The sequence below is a fragment of the Actinophytocola sp. genome (assembly GCF_035634895.1).
Lineage (GTDB): Bacteria > Actinomycetota > Actinomycetes > Mycobacteriales > Pseudonocardiaceae > Actinophytocola.
This window is the reverse complement of the sequence record NZ_DASQCC010000026.1, coordinates 18,774-37,177: the sequence shown is the minus strand read 5'-3', so window position 1 is coordinate 37,177 and position 18,404 is coordinate 18,774. Positions and strand designations below refer to the sequence as shown.

The window sequence follows — 18,404 nt, the reverse complement described above, 5'->3', positions numbered from 1 at the left end:
TGATCGTTGTTCACGGCCGGGCGGTGCTGCGGGCAGCGGACTTCGCCGACGTCCAGGTGACCGTCGAACCAGACTTCGCCACCGAACCAGACTTCGCCACCGAACCAGACTTCGCGGACGCTGACACGCATTCCGTCGAACGAGAGCCGTCCAGCGGGGAACCGTGCACGAAACCGCAGCTCGGTATGCGCGAACGCGGGACTCGGTGTGTTTGGACGCGGGACTCGCGGGTGGTCAGAGGAGGGTGGTTAGGACTTCCAGGATGGCGGTTGCTACGGGGGTCGGGTCGGTGGCTGGGGCCAGGTGGTGGGTGTTGAGGCGGCGGGTTGGCCAGCCTCTTGACTCGGCTTCTGCGGCGTCTTCGGCGTACGGGGGTGAGAGTTGGACGTATCCTGCCGGTCCTGTCCACTCGACCTCGGGGCGTTCCTCCTTCAGGAAGGCGATTGGGACCTCTGGGGCCTCGTCCGCTATCTCTGCCCGTAGGGCCGGGTCCGCAACCAGGGTCTCCAGTGGGTCCGGGTCGAACCAGCGTTGCCACCGCGGCAGCTGGCCCTCGCGGGACGACGCCCGTAGCCCGGCGTACAGCGAGGCCGGCACGGTGTCGCGCCATGAGCGGCCGGGGGTGGGTAGGCCCGCGTCCACGAATACCAACCCGGTGACCACGTCCTCCAGCGAGTCCGCGAAGGCCGGCAGCAGCGGTCCCGCCCCGCTGTGACCGATCAGCACCACCGGGCCCTCCAACAGCTCCTCACCCATCGCGTCCGCGAACGCACCCAGCAGCACCTGGTGCACGGGTGGCGCCACCACCGACGGCCGCAGGTCCAGGAGTACCGCCGGGTGCCCGAGTGCCGCCAGTGCGTCGGCCAGCGGGCGCAGGCTCGCCGGGCCGAGGAACGGGCTGTGCACCAGGACTGCGGTGACGGGGGTGGCGGGCATGACCAGGATGATTGCAGGTAACGGAAGGGGCAATCATGCGGGGAGCGTTGCTCGTCGCCGGCACGTCGTCGGACGCCGGCAAGAGCGTGCTTGTCGCCGGGATCTGCCGGTGGCTCGCGCGCGAGGGGGTGAGGGTCGCGCCGTTCAAGGCGCAGAACATGTCCAACAACTCGGCCGTCACCCCGTCGGGTGGCGAGATCGGGCGCGCACAGGCCATGCAGGCCCGCGCCGCCGGGCTGGAGCCCAGCACCCGCTTCAACCCCGTCCTGCTCAAGCCCGGCTCCGACCACAGCTCCCAGGTCGTCATCCACGGCAAGCCCGCGGGCACCCTGCGTGACTACCGCGAGCGGAACTTCGCGGACACCGTCCTGTCCACTCTGGACGAGCTGCGACGGGACTTCGACGTCGTCATCTGCGAGGGGGCCGGGTCACCCGCCGAGGTCAACCTGCGGGACCGGGACATCGCCAACCTGGGGCTCGCGCGCGCCGCCGACCTGCCCGTCCTCGTCGTCGGGGACATCGACCGCGGCGGCGTGCTCGCCCACCTCTTCGGCACGCTCGCCGTCCTCGACCCCGCCGACCAGGCCATGATCCAGGCCTTCGTCATCAACAAGTTCCGCGGCGACCAGGCCCTCCTGCAACCCGGACTCGACTGGCTCACCGCGCGGACGGGACGTCCCGTCCTCGGTGTCCTGCCCTGGCACGAGGATCTCTGGCTCGACACCGAGGACTCGCTGTCCTACACGGCCGACGGCGCCATCGGCCGGCCGCTGCCGCCCCACGGCGACCAGTGGCTCCGCGTCGCCGTCGTGCGGCTGCCCCGCATCTCCAACGCGACCGACGTCGAGGCGCTCGCCTGTGAACCCGGTGTCGCCGTCCGGTTCGTCACCGAGCCGTCCCGGCTCGCGGACGCCGACCTCATCGTGCTGCCCGGCTCGAAGTCCACTGTGGACGATCTGGAATGGTTGCGGGACAGGGGACTTGCCGACGCGATTGTCAACACGAGCACTCCGGTCCTCGGGATCTGCGGCGGCTACCAGATGCTCGGGCGCAGGATCGTCGACCACGTCGAGTCCCGGCGGGGCGAGGTCGCGGGGCTCGGGCTGGTCGACCTGGAGGTCGAGTTCGCCGTCGAGAAGACCCTGACTCGCCCCACCGGGACCGCCCTCGGTCGTCCCGTGTCCGGGTACGAGATCCATCACGGCCGGGTGGTCCGTCAGCCGCGGTCGCACCTCATCGAGCCGCTCGAAGGAGTGCACACCGATCGAGTGATTGGCACGCACTGGCACGGACTGCTCGACAACGACGACTTTCGCCGGGCGTTCCTGCGCTGGGTCGCGGAGCGCGCCGGCCGCGAGGGATTCCTCCCCGCTCCCGACACCGACGTCGTCGAGGCCCGTGCCGCTCAGCTCGACACCCTCGGCGACCTTGTATCTCGGCACCTGGATCTCGCCGCGATCGAGGCACTGATCGTGGACGGTCCCCGGCGCCGCCCAACCCTCCGAATTGCCGCCAGGTAAGGCCATTCCTGAGAAATTCCATCATTCCACCGACCCGGGCCGGCCATTGATGGTACAGGTCCGACCTGAACTGGGTGTGGTGTGGAAATATCTCTCTGTTACGGTTCCTCCGAACGGGCGATGCCGCTATAGTGCGCCGAGTGTCGCGATCTAGTCACGCTGCGCTGTCGGGGACGAAGGTCAAGTTAGGTTTCGTGAAGCGTGCCGTGTCGACGCTGTCCGGCCTGCGCCATTGGCGTGTGCAATGGAAGCTCGTCGTGGTGGTTCTCGGACCGACCCTCGTCGCGGTCGTCCTCGCGGTGAACAGTGCCTTCAGCTCATGGTCCTCCGTTGCCGACTACGGCAGGGCCTCGGACCTCGTGCGGGTCCACCAGCAGATCGACAACCTGGTCGACGGGCTCCAGCAGGAGCGGGACGTCACGGCGGTCTACGTCTCCTCAGGCCGCGCCCTCAACGAGGACGAGGTCAACGCCGCGCGAGCCGACGTGGACACGGCGATCGACCAGTACCGCGCAGCCATCGGCGGCCTCGACGTCAGCGAGTCGCCCACGCTGGCCGGCGACGTGCGCAGAGCGGACGACGCACTGGACGGCATCGCCTTCGTGCGCAACGCGGTGACCTCCGTGAGCCTCACCGAGGGCGCCATCCGCGCGACCTACACCGACACCATCGGCAAGCTGTTCGCCCTCGTCACGTTCGACCCGGCCGGCACGAACTCGCGGCTGGCCGGCGACCTGCGGGTGCTCGGCGACATCTTCCAGGTCAAGGAGTACGCCAGCCAGTCCCGAGCCGAGCTGGCCGCCATCCTGACCACCGGCGGGTTCGCGGTCGGGCAGCTCCAGAGCTTCACCAGCATCCTGGCCCGCCAGCAGGCCGCGGTCGACGCGTTCCAGGCCGACGCGGCCGACGAGCAGCGCACCCGCTTCGCCAACGCGGTCCAGGGTGTCGCGGTCTCCCAGGTGCAGACCGACCAGACCACGGCCATCGACCAGGCCACCGCGGACCAGCTCCAGATCAACCCGACCGAGTCGTTCACCGCGGCCTCCGAGAAGCTGAAGCTGTTGCGGGACGCGCAGAACCAGCTGCTCAACGGCGCCATCTCGGACCTCGACGCCTTCCACGACGACGCGCTGCTGTCCGCGTGGCTCGCCGTCGGCACGCTCGCGCTGGTCGTGCTGCTCGCGATCGTCGTGTCCACCGCGGTCGCCAGGTCCATGTCCCGCTCGCTGCGCCGCCTGCGGTCCTCCGCGCTGCACGTCGCCGAGAACTGGCTGCCCGAGATCACCCAGCGCCTGCGGTACACGAACGTCGAACAGATGGCCGAGGTGCACGTCGCCAAGGTCGACCTGGACGCCGAGGACGAGATCGGCGAGGTGGCGCGCGCGTTCGACTCGATTGCCGCGGCCTGCGCCCGGCTGGTCCGCGACCAGGTCGAGCTGCGTGTCTCGATGAACTCCGGCTTCATCAACCTGGCCCGCCGCAACCAGCTGTGCGCCGAGCGCATCCTGCGTGCGCTGGACGAGTGGGAACAGGACGAGCTGGACACCGAGCGGCTGCAGAAGCTGTTCGTCATCGACCACCTCGCGACCCGCATGCGCCGCACGGACGACAGCCTCATGGTCATCGCCGGCGCGCAGACGATCACCAAGCGGACCGGGCCGCGGCAGCTCGACGAGGTCGTCGGCGCCGCACTGTCCGAAGTGGAGCACTACACGCGGGTCGTGCGCCGGGTCGCGGGCGAGAACGTGGTCGTGGTCGGGCACGCGGTGCCGGACGTCGTGCACCTGCTGAGCGAGCTGCTGGACAACGCCACGACGTTCTCCCCGCCGACGAGCCAGGTCACCGTCGGGTTCATGCGGACACCGACCTACCCGGGCTCGGTCGTCGTGCTGATCCGCGACCACGGCGTCGGCCTGTCGCCGGAGCGGTTGGCGGAGCTGAACCAGCGGATCACCTCGCCGGAGGCCATCGACGGCTCGATGGTCCGCAGCATGGGCCTGTTCGTGGTCGGCCGGTTGGCCGCGCGGCACAACATCATCGTGCGGCTCGGACCCACCGACGGTGGCGGCGTCACCGCGAGCGTCGTGCTGCCGCAGGGACTCCTGGTCGGCGAGGGACAGCCGGCGCAGGGCTACCAGCAGATGCCGAGGACGGCGCCGGCCAGCCAGTCCCAGCCGCCCCGGAACCAGTCCCAGCAGGTGTCCGAGTACCGGCAGGCCGTGCCACTACCGCCAGGCCATCAGTCACAACCGGGCCAGCAGCCGCCGCCGGCCGGACCGCCGAAGCTTCCCGTGCGCCAGCCGGGGCAGGCCGGCCAGCAGGCGTCGGCGCGAGTCGTGCCGCCACAGCTCACCGGCGGTCAAGCGACACCGGAGCTGACCGGCACCGCCGAGATCGCGCCCCTCGTACCGGGCAAGCCGCTCACCCTCGGTGACGCGATGATCATGCGCCGGCAGCGGCGCCGGCGGTCCGACCTCACCGACAACTGAGCCACATCCACACAGAACTAGGAGACCCTGTGTTTCAGCGTGTGCCGGTCACAAGTCGCCGCGTCCTCGCCGCGGTGGTCGCCGCCGCGATGGTCGCGGTGCCCGCCTGCTCCCCGTCCGACGCGGACTCGGGTGCCTCGGACGTCAGGGAGATCAGGATCGGCACGCCGCTGCCGCTGTCCGGGCCCGACGCCGCGCTCGGCAAGGACGCGTTGCAGGGCGCCGAGTTGGCCGCCGACATCATCAACAACGGCCTGCCCGGCCTGAAGCTGCCGCTCGCCGGCGACAGGGGCGTCCCGAGCCTCGGCCACGCCAAGTTCCGGATCGTCCCGGCGGACACGCAGGGCAAGCCGGAGAACGGTGCCAGCGCGGTCAACCACCTCGTGAACGACGAGAAGGTGGACATCCTGGCCGGCGCGCTCGAGTCCGGCGTCACCAGGACGGCGGCACAGCAGGCCGAGCGGCTCCAGGTTCCGTTCGTCACCAGCATCTCCTCCTCGCCGGCGCTGACCCAGCAGGGCCTGAAGTGGTTCTTCCGCACCGGTCCCACGGACGTCACCTACGCGCAGGCGTTCTTCGGCCTGCTCGACGAGGAGAAGAAGAAGAACGTCTCCGCCGACCGGATAGCCCTGCTGTACATGAACAACACGTTCGGCACGGACGCCGCGACCGTGGGGAAGAACCTGGCGCAGGCCAACGGAAGGCAGATCGTCGCGGACGTGCCGTTCGACCCGGCCGCGACCGACCTGACCTCGCAGGTGCAGCAGGTCCGCGCGGCCAACCCGGACACCGTCTTCGTGGTGGCCTACCCGCCGACGGCGACACTGTTCGTCAACGCGACCGAGCAGCTCGACTACCTGCCGCCGGCCGTGATGGCGTTCGGCGCCGGCTTCATCAACGACGCCTTCATCCAGTCGGCGGGTGACAAGCTCGAGGGCGTGTCCCGGCGGGTGGCGTGGTCGGAGGACCTCGGCAACCGCAACCCGGCGTCGAAGCTCGTCTCGGACGAGTTCAGGAAGCGCAACAAGGCTCCGCTGACCGAGAACTCGGCCCGCGTGTTCACCACGATCATGGCGCTCGCGCAGGTGTTCGACAACGCGAAGTCGGTCGACCCGGAGGCGGTCCGCTCCGCGCTGGTCTCGCTGGACATCCCCGGCCGCGACACGATCATGCCGTGGGACGGCATCAAGTTCGACGACCAGCACCAGAACACCGGCGCCCGCGCGGTCGTGGAGCAGCGGCTCAACGGGCAGTGGAAGGTCGTGTACCCCAAGGACATCCGTTCCCAGGAGATCGTCTGGCCGGCGAGCGACGCCCGTAAGAAGAAGTGACCGACCTGCTCCAGGCGCTGACCAACGGCGTGTTCCTCGGCGCGGTGTTCGCCCTGGCCGCCGTCGGTCTCTCGCTGGTCTTCGGCGTCACCAACATGGTGAACTTCGCGCACGGCGACCTCATCATGGTGGCGATGTACGTCGGGTTCCTGTGCTGGTCGCTGGCCGGGCTGGACCCGCTCCTCGCCATCCCGGTCGCCGCGGTGACGCTGGCACTGGTGGCGTTGCTGATCTACGGCGGGATCATCCGGCCGGTGCTCGGCTCGACCCAGCTCGCGCAGATGGTGGTGACCTTCGGGTTGCTGACGTTCCTGCGCGGGACGGTGCAGTTCGCGTTCACGGCCGACCCGCGGCGGGTCCAGGACCCGATCGTCGGTGACGTCCGGATCGCGGTCGGCGGCGTGGCGGTCACCGGCGCGCAGCTCGCGTCGGCCGCCGGCGCGCTGGTCGCGACCGGCGCGCTCGCCTGGTTCGTGCACCGCACCGAGACCGGTCGCGCGTTGCAGGCGGTGGGGGAGGACCCGGGCGGGGCGTCGCTGATGGGCATCGACGCCGGCCGCATGTACGCGCTCGCGTGGGCGCTGGCCGGGGTGTCCACGGGCGTCGCGGGTTCGTTGCTCATCAACAGCTTCGGCATCGACCCGCTCGCCGGCGCGACGTTCGGGATCATGTCGTTCATCGCGGTGGCGCTGGGCGGGTTCGGCAGCATCCTGGGCGCGGCGCTCGCCGGGCTGCTGCTCGGGGTCGTGCAGGGCGTGGTCGGGCTGTACCTGTCCGGGTACACGCTGACCGCCGCGCTCGGGATCTACCTGCTGGTGCTCGTGGTCCGGCCACAGGGTCTGCGGGGCACGCGGTGAGCGGGGTCGAGGTGCCGGCGAAGAGCGTGCGGTGGGGGCGGTACGCGGGCCTGGTGGTCGTGGCTCTCGTGCTGCTCGTCTACCCGCTGGTTCTCGAGACCTCCTTCCTGCAGACGATCGGCGTGCTGGCGCTGACGATGGCGATCGCGGCGACCGGGTGGAACGTGCTCGGCGGGTACGCGGGACAGATCTCCTTCGGCCACGCCGTCTTCTTCGGCACCGGCATGTACGGCACGACGCTGCTGGTGACCGCCGGCTGGTCGCCGTGGCTGACGATGGTGCCGATCGCGCTGCTGGCCGCGTTGTTCGGTGTCCTCATCGGACTGCCGACGTTCCGGTTGCGTGGCCACTACTTCTCGATCGCGACGCTGGCGATCGGCATGATGGTGATGTCGGTCCTGCCGAACGTCAAACCGCTGGGGGCGACGGACGGGCTGTCGGTGCCGTTCCTCGACGAGGGGTTCTGGAACCTGACGTTCTCGTTGCGGGACAAGAGCGCGTACTACTACACCGCGCTCGGCCTGTTCGCGGTCGCGACGCTGGTGACGTGGCTGTTCCTGCGCGGGAGGACCGGCAGCTACCTGGAGGCCATCCGTGACGACGAGTTCGCCGCGGCCGCGGTCGGGGTGCCGGTGTGGCGGTACAAGATGTACGCGGTGGCGATGTCGGCGGCGCTGACGTCGGTCGCGGGCAGCTTCCACGTCATGTTCGTGACGTTCGTGGACCCGGCGTCCAGCTCGGACCTGTCGCTGTCGACGGCGATCGCGTTGATCGCGGTCGTCGGCGGGGCGGGGTCGAGGTGGGGACCGCTGCTGGGGGCGTGGCTGGTGATCGCGTTGCAGGAGTACACGAGGACGTACCTGTCGGCGACCGGGCGGACCGTCGACCTGATGATGTTCGGCGCGCTGATCATCCTGGTGGTGCTCGTCGACCCACGTGGGCTCGTCCACCTCGCCGGCCGGCCGTTCGCGAGGCGGTCATGACGCTGCTTTCCGTGTCCGGCCTGACGAAGCGGTTCGGCGGCCTCGCGGCGGTCGACGAGGTGTCGTTCGACGTCGAGGAGGGCACGGTCACCGGCCTGATCGGGCCGAACGGCGCCGGCAAGAGCACGCTGTTCTCGATGATCGCGGGCGCACAGCGGCCGACGTCGGGCCGGCTTCTGTTCGACGGCAGGGAGGTCACGGGCTGGCAGCCACACCAGGCCGCGGCGGCCGGGGTGGGGCGGACGTTCCAGCTGATGCGGGTGTTCGGCTCGATGACGGTGCTGGAGAACCTGAGGACGGCCGCGTATCTGCGACACCGCTCGAAGCCGGCGGCGCGGTCCCACGCCGCCGAGATCTGCGCGTTCGCCGGCCTGGAGGAGGTGGCACACCGCCCGGCCGCGACACTGACCGGCGCGACGAAGAAGCGGCTGGAGCTGGCCCGGGCGCTGGCGACGTCCCCGAGGCTGCTGTTGCTGGACGAGGTCCTGTCCGGCCTGACCCCGACGGAGACGGCGGCGGCGATCGAGCTGATCGGGAGCGTGCACGGGCAGGGGATCACGATCGTGTTGGTGGAGCACGTGATGCAGGTGGTGATGAGCCTGTGCCCTCGCCTGGTGGTGCTGGACTTCGGCAAGCTGATCTTCGACGGCTCACCCGAGGACGCGGTCCGGGACCATGCCGTGCTCGACGCGTACCTGGGGGCGTGATGCTGACGGTGACGGACCTTCGGGTGTCCTATCAGGACGCACCGGCGGTGGACGGGGTGTCGCTCTCCCTGTCGGAAGGGGAGCTGGTCAGCCTGGTCGGCTCGAACGGCGCGGGCAAGTCGAGCGTACTGGCGGCGATCGCGGGGCTGCACCGTCCGATCGGCGGGACGGTCGTCTTCGACGGCAAGGACGTCTCCCGGCTGCCGGCGCACAAGATCGCCCGGCTGGGGTTGGCGCTGGTGCCGGAGGGGCGGCGGCTGTTCGCGCACCAGACGGTGCGGGCGAACCTGATCCTGGGTGCGTACGTGCAACGGGACGCGGCCGTTCGAGAGTCCACCCTGGAGCGGGTGTTCGAGCTGTTTCCCGTGCTGGGACAGCGGTTGAGCCAGCGGGCCGGCATGCTGTCGGGCGGGGAGCAGCAGATGCTGGCACTCGGCCGGGCGCTGATGAGCCGGCCGAGGCTGCTGGTCCTGGACGAGCCGTCCCTGGGAATCGCGCCGCGGACCGCGAACCTGATCTTCGAGGCCATCTCCCGGGTACGCGCCGAGGGCATGACGGTCCTGCTGGTGGAACAGAACCTACGCGCGGCGTTGCGGTTGTCGGACCGGCTGTACGTGTTGCAGACCGGCTCACTGGTCCTCAGTGGAACGGCGGAGGAACTGGCGGAGTCCCCGCTGATCCGCCAGGCGTACCTGGGTTTGTGAGCCCCGCGTCACAGCGGCAGTTTCAGCAGCGCGTTCTCCACGAGCTCCGGCATCGCCGGGTGGATCCAGTACTGCCCCCGCGCCATCGTCCGCGCGTCCAGACCGAAGCTCATCGCCTGGATCAACGGCTGGATCAGGGTCGACGCCTGCGGGCCGATGATGTGCGCGCCGAGCAGCCGCCCCGACGCCGGGTCGGCCAGCAGCTTCGCGAAACCGGTCGTGTCCTCCATCGCCCAGCCGTACGCGATGCCGGCGTAGTCATGCTTCGCCGTCACGTACCGGATGCCCTGCTGGACCGCCTGCTCCTCCGTCAGCCCCACCGACGCCACCTGCGGGGAGGTGAACACCGCGTGCGGCACGAACCGGTGGTCGGCCGCCACGGGCGACGACGGGTTCAGCAGGTTGTGCTGGACGACCCGTGCCTCGTGGTTCGCCACGTGTTTCAGCTCGAACGGTGAGCTGATGTCACCCAGCGCCCACACGCCCTCGGCGGTCGCGCGCTGGTAGTCGTCCACGACCACGTACCCGTCGTCCGTGACCTCGATGCCCGCCGCCGGCAGGTTCAGCAGGTCCGAGTTCGGTGTCCGGCCGATCGCCACCAGGACCAGGTCGGTGCTCAGCGGCTCACCGTCCAGGTCCAGCACGATGCCCGGCGACGCCCGCAGCACCTTCTTCTCCAGCCGGACGTCCCACCTGCCCCTGGCCAGCTCGGTGAACCGGGCGCTGATGTCGCCGTCCTCCTGCCGCAGCAGCCCGTCCGACCGCGCGACGACCGTCACCTCGACACCGAACGACGAGAACACGTGGGCGAACTCCGCCGAGATGAACCCGCTGCCGATGATCGTCAGGTGCCTCGGCAGCTCGTCGAGCCGCATGATCGAGTCGGACGTGTGGTAGCCGACCTCGTCGAGGCCCGGCACGTCCGGCAGGACCGGCCGCCCACCCGCCGCGAGCACGATCCGGTCGGCGGTCACCGTGGCACCGTCGATGTCGAGTGTCCGGGGCCCGGTGAAGCGGGCCGTGCCCTCGTAGAGGGTGACGTTCGCGTTGTCGGGATGGTGGCGGCGGTACTCCCGCCCGCCCTCGGCGATCGGGTCGATCCGGCCGAAGATCCGGTCCCGGATGTCGGTCCAGCGGACCCCGTCCAGCGTGAGGTCCACCCCGAGCCGTGCCCCCGCGCCCGGCGTCGCGGCCAGGTCAGCGGGGTGCACGAACATCTTGGTCGGGATGCAGCCCACGTTGAGGCAGGTGCCCCCGAACACGCCCTTCTCGACGATCGCGACGCGCCAGTCCACGAACCGCTCGTCGAGGATCGAGTTGCCGGAGCCCGTGCCGATGATGACCAGGTCGAAATGTGTCACGGGGCCCATTGAACAGGAACTAGTGTCCTGAGTCGGGAGTTGGTGTGCTTATCGGCGGATCCAGGTTTCCGCTGGCAAGGCGCCGGAAGGCCCTCGTACCGGGTTGTACTCGGGCCTTTCGGCAACGCCGCCAGCGGGAAGCTGGGCCGCCGAGAAGTGCGCCGAACTCCCGACTCAGGACACTAGTGCTGGTAGGTCGGTGTGATGACGGCCCTGGCCAGGGTGTGGAAGGCGAGGTTGAAGCTCACGAACGCGGCGGAGGCGTTCTCGTCGACCTCGAGCTTCTCGACGTCCACGGCGTGCACCACGAAGTAGTAGCGGTGGGGCACGTCACCCTGCGGCGGGGCGGCGCCGCCGTACTCGCGGGTCGAGAAGTCGCTGCGGACGTGGAACGCGTCGCCGGGCAGGCTGTCGTCGTCCTTGCCGGCGCCGGCCGGCAGCTCGGTGACCGAGGCCGGCAGGTCGACCGCGATCCAGTGCCAGAACCCGCCGGGGATGGGCGCGTCCGGGTCGAAGCACGTGACCACGTAGCTCTTGGTCCCCTCCGGGGCGCCCGACCACGACAGCTGCGGTGAGACGTTCTCACCGCCGGCCATGCCGTGCGCGGCGGAGAGCGGCAGCTGCTGCCCGTCGGCCACGTCGGTGGAGGTGACCGTGAACGAGCCGACGGCCGGCAGCAGCGAGTACGGATCGGGCGCGGTGGGGCGCTCCAGGCTCATCGTTTCTCCCAGTCTGATGATCACTTTCGGGGGGCGGATCCACCCTAGTCCCGCCAAGGTTGCCCCGCCGTCCGCGATGTGCCCGTACGGGCCAACCGGATCGGAACTGACCCTCCGCTCACGTCTTCGGGCCTATGGTGGCCTCACGGACCGAGGGAGGCCACCGTGACAGAGAACAACGACATCCAGCAGAGTGGCTCCACCCGGGTGCGCTTCCGCGGCATCAGCCCGCGTGCGTACGAGCACCCGGCCGACCGCGCGGCCATGGCGACCCTGCGGGCCGTGCCCGGCGTCTCGTCGGTGCTGAAGGCCGTCGCCGGGATGTGGAACGAGCGGGCCGAGCGGCTGTTCACGCTGGCGTCCGCGATCCGCGTGGGGGACAAGCAGTACCCAAGGCTCAACGAGCTGCGCAACGACTGCGCCGAGACGCTCGACCTGGACACCGTGCCGGACATGTTCGTCGCGCGGCACCCGGTGGCCAACGCGTACGCGATCGGCATCGACAAGCCGTTCATCGTGGTCACCACCGGGATCGTCGAGGCACTCGACCACGACAGCATGCGGGTGGTGGTCGGGCACGAGGTCGGGCACATCCTCTCCGGCCACAACGTGCTGCGCACGCTGCTCATGCGGTTGCTGCGCCTGCAGTCCAGCGTTCAGTGGATGGCGCTCGGCGCGCTCGGCCTGCGTGCGGTGATCGCCGCGCTGATGGAGTGGTACCGCAAGGCCGAGCTGACCGGTGACCGCGCGGGGCTGCTCTGCGCCCAGGACCCGGCGGCCGCGCTGCGCCAGCACGTGTACATGGCGGGCGGCATCTCGATGTCCGACATCGACATCCCCGAGTTCATGCGGCAGGCCAAGGAGTACGAGGAGGTCGACGACGTCCGGGACAGCATCCTGAAGCTGATGACCGTCGAGAACATGAGCCACCCGTTCGCCGTCGTGCGGGCCGCGCAGCTACAGCGGTGGGCCGCGTCCGAGGAGTACCGCGCGATCCTCGCCGGCGACTACCTCCGCCGCGACGACGACCAGCCCTCCGCCGACCTGATGGACGACGTCAAGGCGGCCGGCCGGTCGTACAAGGAGTCCTGGTCCAGCTCGACCGACCCGCTGGCCAAGGTGCTCAACGAGGTCGGCGAGGCCGTCTCCGGCGCCGCCGGCAAGGTGTTCAGCAAATTCGGCGGCCGCGGTGGCGACGAGACCGGCGGCGACAACGACGCCACCTCGAACTAGCGTCCTGAGTCGGAAGTGGATCCGCCAACAAGCGCACCAGCTTCCGACTCTAGCCTCGCCTGACCGGCGACAGGTTCAGCAAGTCGTCGACCGACCACTGGTCGTAGACGTGCGTGCCGTGGTGGCTTGCGAGCACGCGGCCGTCCGGCGCGATGAGGAAGTCCGCGGGCAGACCCAGGCGGCCGCCCTCCGGTTTCCGAGGGGGCGTCGGCCTGCGCTCGTGCAGGACGTCCGGCAGCCCGGCCGCGATCGCCCGGACGATCCACGGCCATGCCTTCGGGTGCAGCAGCGACCGCGGCGAGGACTCGACACCGAACTCGCGGTACAGGTCCTTGGCCGGGTCGGCGACCACGTCGAACGGCAGGTCGGCCACGTGTGGCAGCAGGGCGGCGGTGTTCGTGTGGAACAGCACCACCTCGTGGACGCCCGCGGCCTGGACCTCCGCGTGCCGTGCCACGAAGGACCGCAGGTGCAGGTTGCACACCGGGCATCCCGCGAACCGGCGGAACTGCATGTGCACCAGGCGATCCGGGTCCGGTAACCGCACCGTAGCGCCGTGGACGTCGACCAGCTGCCTGGCCGGCACGTAATCCATGAGAAGCCCTCCGAGTTAGGCGTACGACGTACATCTACGAATGTACGCGTATCGCGTACGCTGTCAACTCGTGCCCCGCCCCCGCTCGCTGACCACCGGAAGCCTCGCGTCCGCCACGCTCGCCGTGATCGACCGGGACGGCCTCGACGCGCTGACCATGCGCGTCGTCGCGAAGGAGCTGGGCATGGCGACGATGTCCCTGTACCGCTACGTCGCCGACAAGGACGAGTTGGAGACGCTCGTCGTCGACCACGTGCTCGCCGGCGTCGACCTGGCCGTCCCGCCCGGTGACTGGCGGACGCGGATCAGCGAGATGCTGTCCCGCGTCCGCGATGCGGTGGTCACGCACCCGGCGGCGGTCCCGCTCCTGTTGCGGCACAGGCACGTCGTGCCCGCGTCGCTGACCCACATCGAGGCGATGCTGGCCATCCTCGCCGACGCCGGCTTCACGGGGGAGTCGCGCGTCGTCGCGCAGCGGACGATCATCGCGTACTTCTTCGGGGCGCTGCAGAACGAGCACTACGGCCCGCTGAAGGGCGCCGGCACCACGGCCATGGCAGTACAGGAGCGGTTCCCTCTGCTGGCCGAGACCGCCGCCATGGCGGGGAAGATCGACGACGAGTTCCACAGTGGACTGGAGATCGTGCTGCGTGGCCTCAGTCACCCGTCGCGGTGAAGTGCTGCAGGTCCTTGGGGGACTTCCACTCCGCGCCCCACGACCAGCCGATCGCCGCGAACGACCGGACGACGACGTCGCCGGGCTCGACCATGCCGGGTCGCACGTACCCTCTGTCCAAATAGGACGTCGCGAGCTCGGGGAGCACGAGATCCCCGCGTAGGTAGGGGTTGCAGAACGGGTTCACGTCCACCGCCAGCCCGTACGCGTGCGCGGACCACCGGGTCTGCCCGATCGCGCTGCGGCACACGAACGACGTCGTGTTGTTGCCGTCCCCGGTCGGTGGCGCGGACAGCTCGGCCGGCGCCACGACACGCATCTCCTCGAGCGGGAACCCGGCCTCGTACACGTGCTGGAACACGCGGGTGACCGCGGCGGCCACCCGCGCGTTGACGATCATCTCGCCGGTGTGCGCGCGGTTGTCGAAGCCCCGGAACGACATCGTGAGGTAGCGCAGGTCCCCGGCGGCCACCGGGCACGACGGCGACCACGTGCTCCTGGCGAGCACGTCCGCCGGCACCGCGGACGCGGTCGACCTGTACGGCCCGTCGCCCGGCGGCGGCAGCAGGTCGGCGGTCGGCAGGGCCCGGTTCACGAGCACCGCGGGTGTCGGCAGCACCTGACCGAACCCGTCCGGCCGCAGCGGCAGCGGCGTGGCCCCGACCGTCCACTGTGGAGCAACGGGTGTGGCCGGGGTCGCCGGCGCGGTGGAAGTCGTTGGCGTGACGGACGAAACGGACGTCTCGGACGAGGTGGCCGGCGGCTTCGCCGGCGTGCTCGAACAGCCCCCCAGCAGGAGGGCGACGAACACCAGAACTCTCAGCACGCCCCACAGGATGCCCGATGGCCGACTTCACCCGGTTGAGCTACATGGTCAAGTTGCTTCGGCACACGTCGAACAGGAAGGGTCGCAGGGACGCCAAACAGTGAGGAGATCGACACATGGGGGCGACCTCGCGGTTCACCCGGCTCGTGCTCGCCATCGCGCTGGCCATGACCGGCGCGGTGATCGGGCTCGCGCGGGCGGGCGCGGCACCGGACATCGTGGGGGGAGGGCGGGTGAGCATCGCGGACCACCCGTACGTCGTGTACCTCACGACCGCCCACGGCTTCCAGTTCTGCGGCGGCACGCTCGTCGCCGACGACAAGGTCGTCACCGCCGCGCACTGCTCGGTGGGCAGGAACCCGGCGGACATCGTGGTGGTCGCCGGCCGCGAGGACAAGGAGAGCAAGTCGGGCATCGCCAGCCCGGTCCGCTCGATCTGGGTGCACCCGCGGTTCACCGACGTGCGCGCGGGGTGGGACGTCTCGGTGCTGACACTGCGCATCCGGCTCCCGTACGAGCCGCTGCGGCTGCCGAGGAAGGACGACGCCGGCCTGTACGCCGCCGGCCGGCCCGGCATGATCCTGGGCTGGGGCCGCACCACCGCCGCTGGCCAGCCGTCCCGGTACCTGATGCGGGCGAGTGTCCCGCTGACGAGCGACGCGGACTGCACGAAGGCGTACCCGGCGTACAAGCCCGAGGCGATGGTCTGCGCGGGCGTGCCACAGGGCGGCGTCGACTCCTGCCAGGGTGACTCCGGCGGCCCGCTGGTCGTGAACGGCCGGCTCGCGGGCGTCACGTCGTGGGGCGAGGGCTGTGCGGAGCCGGGCAGGCCGGGCGTGTACACGAGGCTCGCGGCGTACCTGGACGTGCTGGCAGACCACGTGTGATATCCAGTGGACGTGCTGTACTCCGCGTCCGGCGACGAGGTCACCGTCGCCCAGCTGTACCCGCTGCTCGCGCTGCGGTCGGCCGTGTTCGTCATCGAGCAGGCGTCCCTGTACCAGGACCTGGACGGCCGCGACCTCCTGGCGTCGACGGTCCACATCTGGTGGCAGCCCGCCGACGAGCCGCAGGGGTACCTGCGGCTGCTGCGGGACCCGGACGGCACCCATCGCATCGGCCGCGTCTGCACGGTGAAGGCGGCCCGGGGGACCGGCCTGGGCGCCCTGCTGATGAAGGCGGCGATGGAACGCGTCGGCGACGAGGCCGCGGTGCTGGAGGCGCAGACGTACGCCCAGAAGTTCTACGCCCGCTTCGGCTTCGAGCAGGCCGGCACCCCGTACGACGAGGACGGCATAGAGCACATCACGATGCGCCGCCCGGCCCACCTGCCCTGACCGGCGCGTGCCGGGTGATCACCTCGACCGCTCGGTTCAGCTCGGCCTCCGTCAGGTCCGCGCGGGCCGTCAGCCGCAGCCGTGACACGCCGTCCGGCACGGACGGGGGGCGGAAGCAGCCCACCCACACGCCCGACGCCCGGCAGTCCTCCGCCCACGCGAACGCCTGCTCCGGACCCGGTGCCAGCACCGACACCACCGCCGCGTCCGGGTCCGTCACCGTCAGCCCGGCCTCGCGCAGCCGGATCGCCAGCGTCTGCGCGTTCGTGCGCACCCGCTCCGGCAGGTCCGGCTCGTCCTTCAGGATGTGCAGCGCCGTCAGCGCCGCCGCCGTGCTCGACGGCGCCAACCCCGTGTCGAAGATGAAACTGCGTGCCGAGTCGACCAGGTGCCTGATCACCCGTCTCGGCCCCAGCACCGCACCGCCCTGCGCGCCGAGGGACTTCGACAGCGTCACCGTCGTCACCACGTCCGGTTCGCCGATCAGGCCCGCCTCCGCCACCGCCCCGCGGCCACCCTCGCCGCGGATGCCGAGGCCGTGGGCGTCGTCGACGACCAGCGCGGCGCCGTGCTCGCGGCAGGCGCGGTGCAACTCCCGCAGCGCCACCAGGTCGCCGTCCACGGAGAACACCGAGTCGGTCACGACCAGCGCGCGCTCGGTTCGCCGGGTCTTCAGCGCGTTCGCGATGGCCGCGACGTCGCCGTGCGGCATCACCGCGACGTCGGCCCGCGACAGCCGGCAGCCGTCGATCAGCGAGGCGTGCAGGTAGGCGTCGGTCACGATGGCCGAGCCCTTGCCGGACAGCGCGGTCACCGCGCCCAGGTTCGCCATGAACCCCGACGAGAACACGAGCGCGGCCTGTGCGCCGCAGAACGCGGCCAGCTCGTGCTCCAGCTCGGTGTGCAGCTCGATCGTGCCGGTGACGAGCCGGGACGCGTTCGCACCGGCACCCCACCGCAGGGTCGCCGCCGCGGACGCGCCGGTCACCCGCTTGTCGCGGGACAGGCCGAGATAGTCGTTGCCGGCGAGGTCGAGATGGTCCGCGTCGACGAGGCGCGGCCGCAGCTGCCGGGCGAGGCCGGCGCGGCGCCGCTCGTCCGCGTGGGTGTCGAGCCAGTCGAAAACCGAGGTCACGGCGACGAGTCTGACATCTCTCGGGTCGCGCGCCGGTGGAGACCTGCCGGGGACCAATCTGCCCGGCCGGTAACGGTTCGGCTTGATCCTTGCCCGCTGATCGCACAGGGGACTACGGTCCGTGTTTGGCGTGATCGACGTCACGTGGGAGTTCGCCAATGCCGGTGCCCGTCCTGTCGGTCAACAACATCGAGGTCGTGTACGACGACGTCGTCCTCGTCCTCCGCGGCCTGTCCCTCGACGTGCCGGACGGCGCGATCGTGGCGCTGCTCGGCGCGAACGGCGCCGGCAAGACCACGCTGCTGCGCGCGGTCACCGGCCTGCTCATCGCCCACCGCGGCAAGATCACCAAGGGCTCCGTGCAGGTCGCGGGGCACGACCTGACCGGAGCGGATCCGGCGGAGGTGGTGCGCCGCGGCGTCGCGCAGGTCATGGAGGGCAGGCGGATCTTCGCCGAGATGACGGTCGAGGAGAACCTCCGCGCCGGCGCCCACTCACGTCGGCGCGCCGAGTACCGCGACGACGTGACCAGGGTGTACGACCTGTTCCCGATCCTCGCCCAGCGCCGCCGCGGGACGGCCGGCTACCTCTCCGGTGGCGAGCAGCAGATGCTCGCGATCGGCCGGGCGCTCATGGCCCGCCCCAAGCTCCTGCTGCTCGACGAGCCGTCGCTCGGCCTCGCGCCCCGGCTGGTCGAGCAGGTGCGCGACATCGTCGTGCAGATCAACGGGCAGGGCACGAGCGTGCTGCTGGTCGAGCAGAACGCGGTGATGGCGCTGTCGATCGCGAGCTACGGCTACGTGCTGGAGGTCGGCAAGGTCGTGCGTGACGGCCCGGCGGCCGACCTGCTGGACGACGAGGACATCCGCGAGTTCTACCTGGGGGCCGCCCCGGATCGCTCGTTCGCGACGGTCAAGAGCTACCGGAGGAAGAAGCGCTGGAGCACGTGAGCGGAGCTTGCGGAGCGAACCATCACCACGGAACGACGAGCGGAG

18 protein-coding genes are annotated in these 18,404 nt (G+C 70.4%); 12 read left to right on the top strand and 6 right to left on the bottom strand.

The window, feature by feature from the left end:
• Positions 1–234: 234 nt before the first annotated feature.
• Positions 235–936, bottom strand: coding sequence for a hypothetical protein (locus tag VET29_RS04070; RefSeq protein ID WP_324914812.1), 702 nt, complete (start codon positions 934–936; stop codon positions 235–237).
• Positions 937–971: 35 nt separating this feature from the next.
• Between VET29_RS04070 and VET29_RS04065 the strand changes: the two genes are divergently transcribed.
• The 7 genes from VET29_RS04065 to VET29_RS04035 all read left to right on the top strand — a co-directional run bounded on the left by VET29_RS04065 (position 972) and on the right by VET29_RS04035 (position 9,527).
• Complete coding sequence (locus VET29_RS04065; protein ID WP_324914810.1) at positions 972–2,456, top strand: cobyric acid synthase; 1,485 nt, start codon at positions 972–974, stop codon at positions 2,454–2,456.
• 194 nt (positions 2,457–2,650) lie between these two features.
• The gene (locus VET29_RS04060; RefSeq protein WP_324914808.1) at positions 2,651–4,945 is read left to right on the top strand and encodes a nitrate- and nitrite sensing domain-containing protein; all 2,295 of its coding nucleotides are present in this window, start codon (positions 2,651–2,653) and stop codon (positions 4,943–4,945) included.
• 41 nt (positions 4,946–4,986) lie between these two features.
• The gene (locus VET29_RS04055) at positions 4,987–6,276 is read left to right on the top strand and encodes an ABC transporter substrate-binding protein (RefSeq protein ID WP_324914806.1); all 1,290 of its coding nucleotides are present in this window, start codon (positions 4,987–4,989) and stop codon (positions 6,274–6,276) included.
• A complete protein-coding gene (locus tag VET29_RS04050; RefSeq protein ID WP_324914804.1) occupies positions 6,273–7,133 on the top strand; it encodes a branched-chain amino acid ABC transporter permease in 861 nt (286 codons plus the stop codon). The genes VET29_RS04055 and VET29_RS04050 overlap by 4 nt, the downstream gene beginning before the upstream one ends.
• A complete protein-coding gene (locus VET29_RS04045) occupies positions 7,130–8,116 on the top strand; it encodes a branched-chain amino acid ABC transporter permease (protein ID WP_324914801.1) in 987 nt (328 codons plus the stop codon). Before VET29_RS04050 ends, VET29_RS04045 begins: the two co-directional genes overlap by 4 nt.
• The gene (locus VET29_RS04040) at positions 8,113–8,823 is read left to right on the top strand and encodes an ABC transporter ATP-binding protein (RefSeq protein WP_324914799.1); all 711 of its coding nucleotides are present in this window, start codon (positions 8,113–8,115) and stop codon (positions 8,821–8,823) included. The genes VET29_RS04045 and VET29_RS04040 overlap by 4 nt, the downstream gene beginning before the upstream one ends.
• On the top strand, positions 8,823–9,527 hold the full coding sequence (locus VET29_RS04035; RefSeq protein WP_324914797.1) for an ABC transporter ATP-binding protein: 705 nt from the start codon (positions 8,823–8,825) through the stop codon (positions 9,525–9,527). Before VET29_RS04040 ends, VET29_RS04035 begins: the two co-directional genes overlap by 1 nt.
• An 8-nt stretch (positions 9,528–9,535) precedes the next feature.
• Here the strand turns inward: VET29_RS04035 and VET29_RS04030 are convergent, their stop codons facing one another.
• Together VET29_RS04030 and VET29_RS04025 are read right to left on the bottom strand one after the other, a co-directional pair.
• Positions 9,536–10,888, bottom strand: coding sequence for a mycothione reductase (locus tag VET29_RS04030; RefSeq protein WP_324914795.1), 1,353 nt, complete (start codon positions 10,886–10,888; stop codon positions 9,536–9,538).
• A 182-nt stretch (positions 10,889–11,070) separates the two neighbouring features.
• Positions 11,071–11,607: a YbhB/YbcL family Raf kinase inhibitor-like protein gene (locus VET29_RS04025; protein WP_324914793.1), complete on the bottom strand. Its 537-nt coding sequence runs from the start codon at positions 11,605–11,607 to the stop codon at positions 11,071–11,073.
• Positions 11,608–11,772: 165 nt separating this feature from the next.
• Between VET29_RS04025 and VET29_RS04020 the strand changes: the two genes are divergently transcribed.
• Positions 11,773–12,840, top strand: a complete 1,068-nt coding sequence (locus VET29_RS04020) for a M48 family metallopeptidase (protein WP_324914791.1) — start codon at positions 11,773–11,775, stop codon at positions 12,838–12,840.
• 49 nt (positions 12,841–12,889) lie between these two features.
• Here the strand turns inward: VET29_RS04020 and VET29_RS04015 are convergent, their stop codons facing one another.
• Positions 12,890–13,435, bottom strand: a complete 546-nt coding sequence (locus VET29_RS04015) for a peroxiredoxin-like family protein (protein WP_324914789.1) — start codon at positions 13,433–13,435, stop codon at positions 12,890–12,892.
• Between the two features lie 70 nt (positions 13,436–13,505).
• Here VET29_RS04015 and VET29_RS04010 point away from each other — a divergent pair, with 70 nt between their 5' ends.
• Positions 13,506–14,111: a TetR/AcrR family transcriptional regulator gene (locus VET29_RS04010; RefSeq protein WP_324914787.1), complete on the top strand. Its 606-nt coding sequence runs from the start codon at positions 13,506–13,508 to the stop codon at positions 14,109–14,111.
• On the opposite strand, the gene VET29_RS04005 is transcribed toward VET29_RS04010, so the two are convergent.
• On the bottom strand, positions 14,092–14,937 hold the full coding sequence (locus VET29_RS04005; protein ID WP_414636444.1) for a M15 family metallopeptidase: 846 nt from the start codon (positions 14,935–14,937) through the stop codon (positions 14,092–14,094). The two genes, VET29_RS04010 and VET29_RS04005, sit on opposite strands and share 20 nt — an antisense overlap.
• 116 nt (positions 14,938–15,053) lie before the next feature.
• On the opposite strand from VET29_RS04005, the gene VET29_RS04000 reads away from it, so the two are divergent.
• Together VET29_RS04000 and VET29_RS03995 are read left to right on the top strand one after the other, a co-directional pair.
• Entirely contained in the window at positions 15,054–15,824 is a 771-nt protein-coding gene (locus tag VET29_RS04000; RefSeq protein WP_324914785.1) for a serine protease, read from the top strand.
• Between the two features lie 12 nt (positions 15,825–15,836).
• Positions 15,837–16,274, top strand: coding sequence for a GNAT family N-acetyltransferase (locus VET29_RS03995; RefSeq protein ID WP_324914783.1), 438 nt, complete (start codon positions 15,837–15,839; stop codon positions 16,272–16,274).
• On the opposite strand, the gene VET29_RS03990 is transcribed toward VET29_RS03995, so the two are convergent.
• Positions 16,243–17,409, bottom strand: coding sequence for an 8-amino-7-oxononanoate synthase (locus tag VET29_RS03990; RefSeq protein WP_324914781.1), 1,167 nt, complete (start codon positions 17,407–17,409; stop codon positions 16,243–16,245). The genes VET29_RS03995 and VET29_RS03990 overlap by 32 nt on opposite strands.
• Positions 17,410–17,567: 158 nt before the next feature.
• Between VET29_RS03990 and VET29_RS03985 the strand changes: the two genes are divergently transcribed.
• On the top strand, positions 17,568–18,359 hold the full coding sequence (locus VET29_RS03985; protein ID WP_324914779.1) for an ABC transporter ATP-binding protein: 792 nt from the start codon (positions 17,568–17,570) through the stop codon (positions 18,357–18,359).
• The last annotated feature ends 45 nt before the right edge of the window (positions 18,360–18,404 follow it).